The sequence below is a fragment of the Bradyrhizobium sp. genome (genome assembly GCF_019242285.1).
GTDB lineage: Bacteria > Pseudomonadota > Alphaproteobacteria > Rhizobiales > Xanthobacteraceae > Bradyrhizobium.
In genome coordinates this window covers 1-6,272 of sequence record NZ_JAFAVV010000451.1, presented here as the reverse complement: position 1 = coordinate 6,272, position 6,272 = coordinate 1, and the positions used below count along the sequence as shown (strand labels likewise).

The window sequence follows — 6,272 nt, the reverse complement described above, 5'->3', positions numbered from 1 at the left end:
GAACGAAGCGCGATGGCGCTTCGTCCGATCTCACCTCGATCGGTGGTCCGCTGCCTGATGCGACCTCTTCGATATTCCATCAACGTCACCTTGGACGGGTGCTGCGATCATCGCTTCATGGTCGCGGATGAGGACCTGCATCGTCATGCAGCCGAGAACCTTGCGCGGGCCGATGCGCTCCTCTTCGGTCGGTCACCTACGAGATGATGGAGGCGGCGTGGCGGCCGCCGGCGCGGACGGGAGTGAGGCCTGACCGGATGGCTGATTGGATGGAACCCTTCGCCCGAACGATCCACGCGGCAAGGAAGTACGTCGTATCGAGCACTCTGGACCGGGTCGACTGGAACGCGGAGCTCGTGCGCGGAGATCTGGAGAAGGCCGTTCAGCAACTGAAGCAGGAGCCGGGCAAGGGACTGCTCGTGGGTGGCGTGACGCTCCCGTTGGCGTTGGCGGAGCTGGGATTGATCGATGAGTACGAGTTCGTGGTGCACCCCAGGCTGGCGGGCCACGGACCGAAATTGTTCGCGGGGCTCTCGAAGCATGTCGACTTGAAGCTCGTGAGCCGACTGGAGCTCTCCTCGGGGGCTGAATTGACCTGGCGTATCGCGCTGTGCGGTGCGTTCAACCGCTTCAACGACATCCTCCAGCTCGACATCGAGCAGGGCGTGCCGCAGCGCGAAGCCGCCGAGTGACGTCACGCGCCGCCTGATCTTGACCTCCGTCCCCGCCGAGGCGATCCTCTCCAAAAAAGCGAGGAGAGGAAATCATGACTGGGCGCGTCCTGACGGTATCTCTGATGGCGATGCTGGGCTTGGCATCGTTCGCATCGGCGGCATCAATGGTTGCCGGACCGGCCGCGACCTGTGCCGGCCTTGTCGGCCCCGCAGCCGACGCCGTGCGGATCGACAGCGCCGAGTTGCAGGCGCCGTCGCAGCTTGCGGTCGCCGAGCGGGCGCCGACGCCATCGGCGCGGATCGCGCCGGCCAACCCCGCGTTCTGCAAAGTGCTCGGCCACATCGAACCCGTGGACCCGAAAGCGCCGCCGATCAGGTTCGAGGTGAATCTTCCCGTCGAATGGAACGGCCGCTCGCTGCAATATGGCGGCGGCGGCTTCAACGGCACGCTGATCAGCGCCCTCGGCCTGCCGCCGGCCTACCCCCTCGACAAGCCGTCGCCGCTTTCGCGCGGTTTCGTCACCTACGGCACAGATTCCGGGCACGAGACAAAACCCGGCGAGCCGCCGCAATCGTTCGCGCTCAACGACGAGGCGTTCGAGAATTTCGCCCACCGTTCCTACAAGAAGGTACGCGATGCCGCCTTCGGCCTGACGGTCCGCGCCTATGGCAAGCCGCCGGAGCGCGCCTATTTCATGGGATCGTCGGAGGGCGGTCGCGAGGCCTTGACCATGGCGCAGCGCTATCCCGACGATTTCGATGGGCTGTTCGCGCGGGTGCCCGTCATCAACTGGGTCGGGTTGCAGCACGCCGGCACGCGCGCCGGCCTTGCGACCATGGGCGAGGGCTGGATCCGGCCGGCCCAAGTGAAGCTCGTCGCGGACGCCGTGCGGAATGCCTGCGATGGGAGTGATGGCGCGGAGGATGGCGTGATCGCGGATGCCCCGGGCTGCCGTGCGAAATTCGATCCGGAAAGCCTGCGCTGCTCCGAAGGCAGGACGGGCGACGACTGCCTCACCCCAGCGCAGATCGCCGCAATCAACACGCTGCACGCGCCCTACAAGTTCAGCTTCGCGATGGCGAACGGCCTCGACGACTATCCCGGCTGGGGCGTCTCCGGCGAGGACACGCCGCCCTTCGGGCCGACCGGCGGCTGGCTTGCATGGTGGCTCGGCAAGGCGGCGCCTGTGCAGCCGCCGAATCCGAACAACGGCATCGCCTGGATCTACGGCGCCGGCGGCATCCAATATGTGTTCGCGCGCGACCCCAAGCTCGACGTTACCACCTACAAGGTGGAGGACCACAGGGCACGCGTGCTCGAAGTCTCCGCGCTGATGGATTCGACCAATCCGGACCTCGGCCGCTTCCGCGCCCATGGCGGCAAATTGATCATCCTCGAGCACATGTCGGACTACGCCCAGAGCCCCTATGCGGGCATCCGCTATTTTGAAAATGTCGAGCATAAGCTTGGCAAGGCCGAGACCGCGGAATTCGCGCGGCTCTACACCGCGCCCGGCGTCGATCATGTCGGCTCCGGCGCGCCCGCCAATGTCGACATGCTCGACGCGCTCGTCGGTTGGGTCGAGCAGGGGAAGGCGCCCGGCGATCTCGAAGTCGTCGAGCAGAAGGTGGAGGCGCCGTCGTTCGAGACGGTCCGGACCCTGCCGCTCTGCCGATGGCCGGCCTGGCCGCACTACAGGTTCGGGCCTTTGAACCTTGCGTCAAGCTTCGCCTGCGCGCCCTGAGCGCCGGCGATCAGCCGCGCTGCGTCACCGCACCGACGAAACGGTCGAGGATCTCCTCCAGGATCGTCATCGAGGTTGCGAAGTTGAAGCGGACGAATTGCGGGCAATCGGGGTCGAACGTCTCGCCGGCCGAGAAGCCGATGCGCGCGTGGTCGTGGAAGAACTGGAACGCTGACGTCGACAGCTCGAGCCGGCGGCAGTCGAGCCAGGCGAGGTAGGTGGCTTCGGGGGCGTGCAAGTGGATTTCGGGCACTTTCGCCGACAGCACGTCAGCGACTCGGTTTCGTGCCTGCAACAGATGCCGCATCACCGCGTCGAGCCAGGGCTGCCCCTCGGTCCAGGCCGCCACCGTGGCGTCGATACCGATGATGTTGCCCTGGCCGGTCATTTTTGACGGAATGCGCTTGTTGAAGCGGGCGAGCAGCTCCTTGTCGCCGAAAGCCATGATCGCGCAACGAAGGCCGGGGATGTTGAAACTCTTGGTCGCCGAATTGAGCGTCACCGTGCGTGCGGCGATCTCCGGGCCGAGGGAGGCGAACGGGATGTGCCGGCGGCCGGGATAGATCAGGTCGGAGTGAATCTCGTCGGAGACCACGATCAGGTCGCGCTCGATCGCAAGCTTCGCGATCGCCATCAGCTCGTCCCGTGAGAACACGCGCCCGGTCGGATTCTGCGGATTGCACAGCACGAAGATGCGCGTGCGCGCGTCGAGCTGCGGCTTGATCTCGTCGAGGTCGAAGACGTGGCGCCTGCCATCGTCGCGCATCGGCAGCGCGATCAGCCGGCGCTCCGTGGTCTCGATGGTGTCGCGGAACGGCGGATAGTTCGGCGTCTGCAGGATGACGCCGTCGCCGGGATCGGAAAAGGCGATGATCGGGGCGTAAGTGCCCTGCACGAGATCGGCGAGCGGCAGCACGAGCTCCGGCGCGACGTCCCAGTCGAACCGCGCTTTCATGTGGGTGGAGAAGGCGCCGGCCACCGCCCATTCGGCGCGCTGTCCGTTGCGCCGGGGATAGCCGTAGTCGCCCTCGCGCACGATCCGTTCGATCGCCGCCTGGATCGGCGCTGCCACCGCGAAATCCATCTCGGCGACGAACGCCGGCAGCACGTCCGGCTCGTACTGGCACCATTTCGCGTTGCGGCGCGCCCGCAGCGCCTCGCGGCTCATCTCGAAGGCGATGGTGTCGGTGACCAGCTTGTTCATGGAGGCTCTTTGTCGTCGGTCGGTTGAAAGGGCAACGAGTCGAACGTCGGATCATCACCCGTGCACGGCGCGACCGCAACCGGCCACGAGCCGATTGCCGATGCCAGCGGGCAGTTCCGAAGGGCCCCTCTTGCGGCAGCTTGCCGAAAAAATAGTCCGTTTGCACCGAATGCACGAAGATTTCAGCTCAATTGAGACGGCTTTTCACGTCGTTTCAATGGCACGCAACTTGCGTGCGCTGATGCGGGCGCGGGCGGCAGAGGGGGCCACGGCACGGGGACGTCGAGATGAAGAATGCCGCGTCGCGTATGGATAGGCGCCACGACGATGGCGCGCCGGGAATGCCATCGATTTTCGAGATATCGAATCTTTCTTTATACGATTTGACAGCGTCGATCCGCCTTCGCCAAGCTTCTTGAAATCCGAGATGGCAAAGGAGGACGGCATGGGCGTCATCATCAACTGCGACATGGGCGAGGGTTTCAGCCTCTATCGTTGCGGCGACGATGCCGGCATCATGCCGCACATTCACGTCGGCAATGTCGCGTGCGGCTTTCACGCCGCCGACCCCGTGGTGATGCGCAACACCGTGCGCCTGGCCGCTGCGCATGGCGTCGCCGTCGGTGCGCATCCGTCGTATCCGGACCTGCAGGGGTTCGGCCGGCGCGAGATGAAGATGGGGCGCGACGAGCTCTCGGCCTGCCTGATCTATCAGATCGGCGCGCTCAAGGGCTTTCTGGACGCGGCCGGCCTTCCGCTCAACCACATCAAGCCGCATGGCGCGCTCTATGGTGCGGCGACGCGCAACGAGGAGGTGGCGCATGCCATCGCGGACGCCGCCGAGATTTTCGGCGTCCCCGTGCTCGGCATGCGCAACACCTTGCACGAGACGGTCTATCTCGCGCGCGGATTGAAGATGCTCGGCGAGTATTATGCCGATCTCGACTATGACCCGTCCGGCGCGCTGATCATCACCCGGGAGCACGAGGCGCGCAATCCGGAGGAGGCGGCGCGCCGCGCGGTGCGGGTGATGCGCGAGGGCAAGGCCACGGCGATCGACGGCAGCGACATCGAGATGAAGCCCGACGCCATCTGCGTGCATTCCGACACGCCGAACGCGGTGCAACTCGCACGGACGCTGAAGGAGGCGTTGCGGCCCTGGCTGGACTGACCGATCGGATGGAGGGGTGACATGCAGGCGACCTACGCGACGAGCCCGATCCCGCCGCAGGATCGGCGGCACTACTGGCAGGAGATCATCTCCCGGACCTACTTTCCGCTGGATATTACCTTTGCCGGTGGCGGCGGGTTCAACGGCAGCCTCGGTGCGTGGTCGCTTGGTCCCGTCTCGGTGTCGCGCAACGTCTCGGACGGCTTGCTGTATCGTCGCCACGAGCGGCATCTCCTGAACGAGCGGGAGGAGTGCTTTCTCATCACGGTGCCTGAGCTGGCGGAAATCCGCTTCGTGCAGGATGGCCGGGACGTCCGCTGCCGGCCCGGCGCGTTCTTGATCGAGCGCAGCCATCTTCCCTACGAGTTCAGCCACCGCGATCCGGCGGCGCTGTGGGTGCTGAAGGTGCCGAGCAGCGTCCTGCGCGCGCGGATTTCCCGCCCCGAGCGCCTCGCGACCCTGCAGTTCGACGCCAGCCGCAGCACCGGCGCGCTGTTCGTCGACACGCTGCGGCTGGCCGGCGCCCGGCTTGATGAGATGGAGGAGCCGGCCCGCGCGCTGATCGGCAAGCATCTCGTCGATCTGCTGGCCATGGCGGTGGAAGCCGACGAGCGTGTGCTGGTCGGTCACGCCTCGTCGGTCCGCAACGCGCATCTGCACCGCTGCGAGCAGTTCATCCGCTCGCGGCTCGCCGATACCGAGCTGACGCCGCAGACGGTGGCAACCGGCTGCGGCATCTCGCTGCGCTATCTGCACCAGATCTTCGAGGCGGAAGGCATCACCGTCTCCGCCTATATTCGCAACCAGCGCCTGTTGACCTGCGACGCGCTGCTGCGCGATCCGGGCTGTCGCAAGAGCATCTCGGAGATCGCCTATCTCTGGGGGTTCGGCGACCAGGCGCAGTTCAGCCGCAACTATCGCAACCGGTTCGGCTGCACGCCGAGCGAGGCCCGCGCCGCCTCGCGCGCGCCGGAGGCGTGAGGCCGTCGCTCTACTACGTAGCGGTGAGCAAAGCCCGCAAATTGGGCGCTCCACGCTCTCTCGCGCAAGACTTTCTGCGCTCAGCGTCAAGCGGGGCATGGCTGAACTACGTACACTCCTTTCATCGACACTTCCAACTCGCCGGTCGAACGAACGATCGCGGCGCCTGGATCGATTGATCCGGACGGTCCCGCGTGCGCCCCAACGCCGGCATGATGAAGTCGAAAGGAAGTCGCAGCGTGCAGAACCTTCGCGTGGCCGTCGACGTCGGCGGCACCTTCACCGACATCTGCATCATGGATGAGGTGACCGGCCGCATCCGCATCGAGAAGACCGCCTCGACGCGCGATCCCATCGACGGGATCATGGGCGGCGTCTCCAAGGCCGGCATCGACCTCTCCGAGGTGGCGATGTTCTCGCACGGCACGACGGTCGCGACCAACGCGCTGATCACGCGCCGCCTGCCGCGCACCGCGGTGGTCACCACCAAGGGTTTT

7 protein-coding genes are annotated in these 6,272 nt (G+C 65.9%); 5 read left to right on the top strand and 2 right to left on the bottom strand.

The genetic code is table 11. From position 1 onward, the window contains the following. Positions 1-269: 269 nt before the first annotated feature. Both JOY90_RS17770 and JOY90_RS17765 read left to right on the top strand, forming a co-directional pair. The gene (locus JOY90_RS17770) at positions 270-692 is read left to right on the top strand and encodes a dihydrofolate reductase family protein (protein WP_291692423.1); all 423 of its coding nucleotides are present in this window, start codon (positions 270-272) and stop codon (positions 690-692) included. 146 nt (positions 693-838) lie between these two features. Next, the gene (locus JOY90_RS17765; protein WP_291692424.1) at positions 839-2,419 is read left to right on the top strand and encodes a tannase/feruloyl esterase family alpha/beta hydrolase; all 1,581 of its coding nucleotides are present in this window, start codon (positions 839-841) and stop codon (positions 2,417-2,419) included. Positions 2,420-2,429: 10 nt separating this feature from the next. On the opposite strand, the gene JOY90_RS17760 is transcribed toward JOY90_RS17765, so the two are convergent. Both JOY90_RS17760 and JOY90_RS17755 read right to left on the bottom strand, forming a co-directional pair. Further along, positions 2,430-3,623: a MalY/PatB family protein gene (locus tag JOY90_RS17760; protein WP_291692422.1), complete on the bottom strand. Its 1,194-nt coding sequence runs from the start codon at positions 3,621-3,623 to the stop codon at positions 2,430-2,432. Between the two features lie 204 nt (positions 3,624-3,827). Continuing rightward, on the bottom strand, positions 3,828-4,094 hold the full coding sequence (locus JOY90_RS17755) for a hypothetical protein (RefSeq protein WP_291692421.1): 267 nt from the start codon (positions 4,092-4,094) through the stop codon (positions 3,828-3,830). Here JOY90_RS17755 and pxpA point away from each other — a divergent pair. The 3 genes from pxpA to JOY90_RS17740 form a co-directional block, all read left to right on the top strand. Then, a complete protein-coding gene (gene pxpA / locus JOY90_RS17750) occupies positions 4,069-4,794 on the top strand; it encodes a 5-oxoprolinase subunit PxpA (protein WP_291692420.1) in 726 nt (241 codons plus the stop codon). The two genes, JOY90_RS17755 and pxpA, sit on opposite strands and share 26 nt — an antisense overlap. Positions 4,795-4,815: 21 nt before the next feature. Then, positions 4,816-5,775 carry a helix-turn-helix domain-containing protein gene (locus JOY90_RS17745; RefSeq protein ID WP_291692419.1) on the top strand — a complete coding sequence of 320 codons (960 nt, stop codon included), beginning with the start codon at positions 4,816-4,818 and terminating at the stop codon, positions 5,773-5,775. A gap of 239 nt (positions 5,776-6,014) precedes the next feature. After that, a partial coding sequence (locus tag JOY90_RS17740; RefSeq protein WP_291692418.1) for a hydantoinase/oxoprolinase N-terminal domain-containing protein occupies positions 6,015-6,272 on the top strand: 258 nt, incomplete at its 3' end.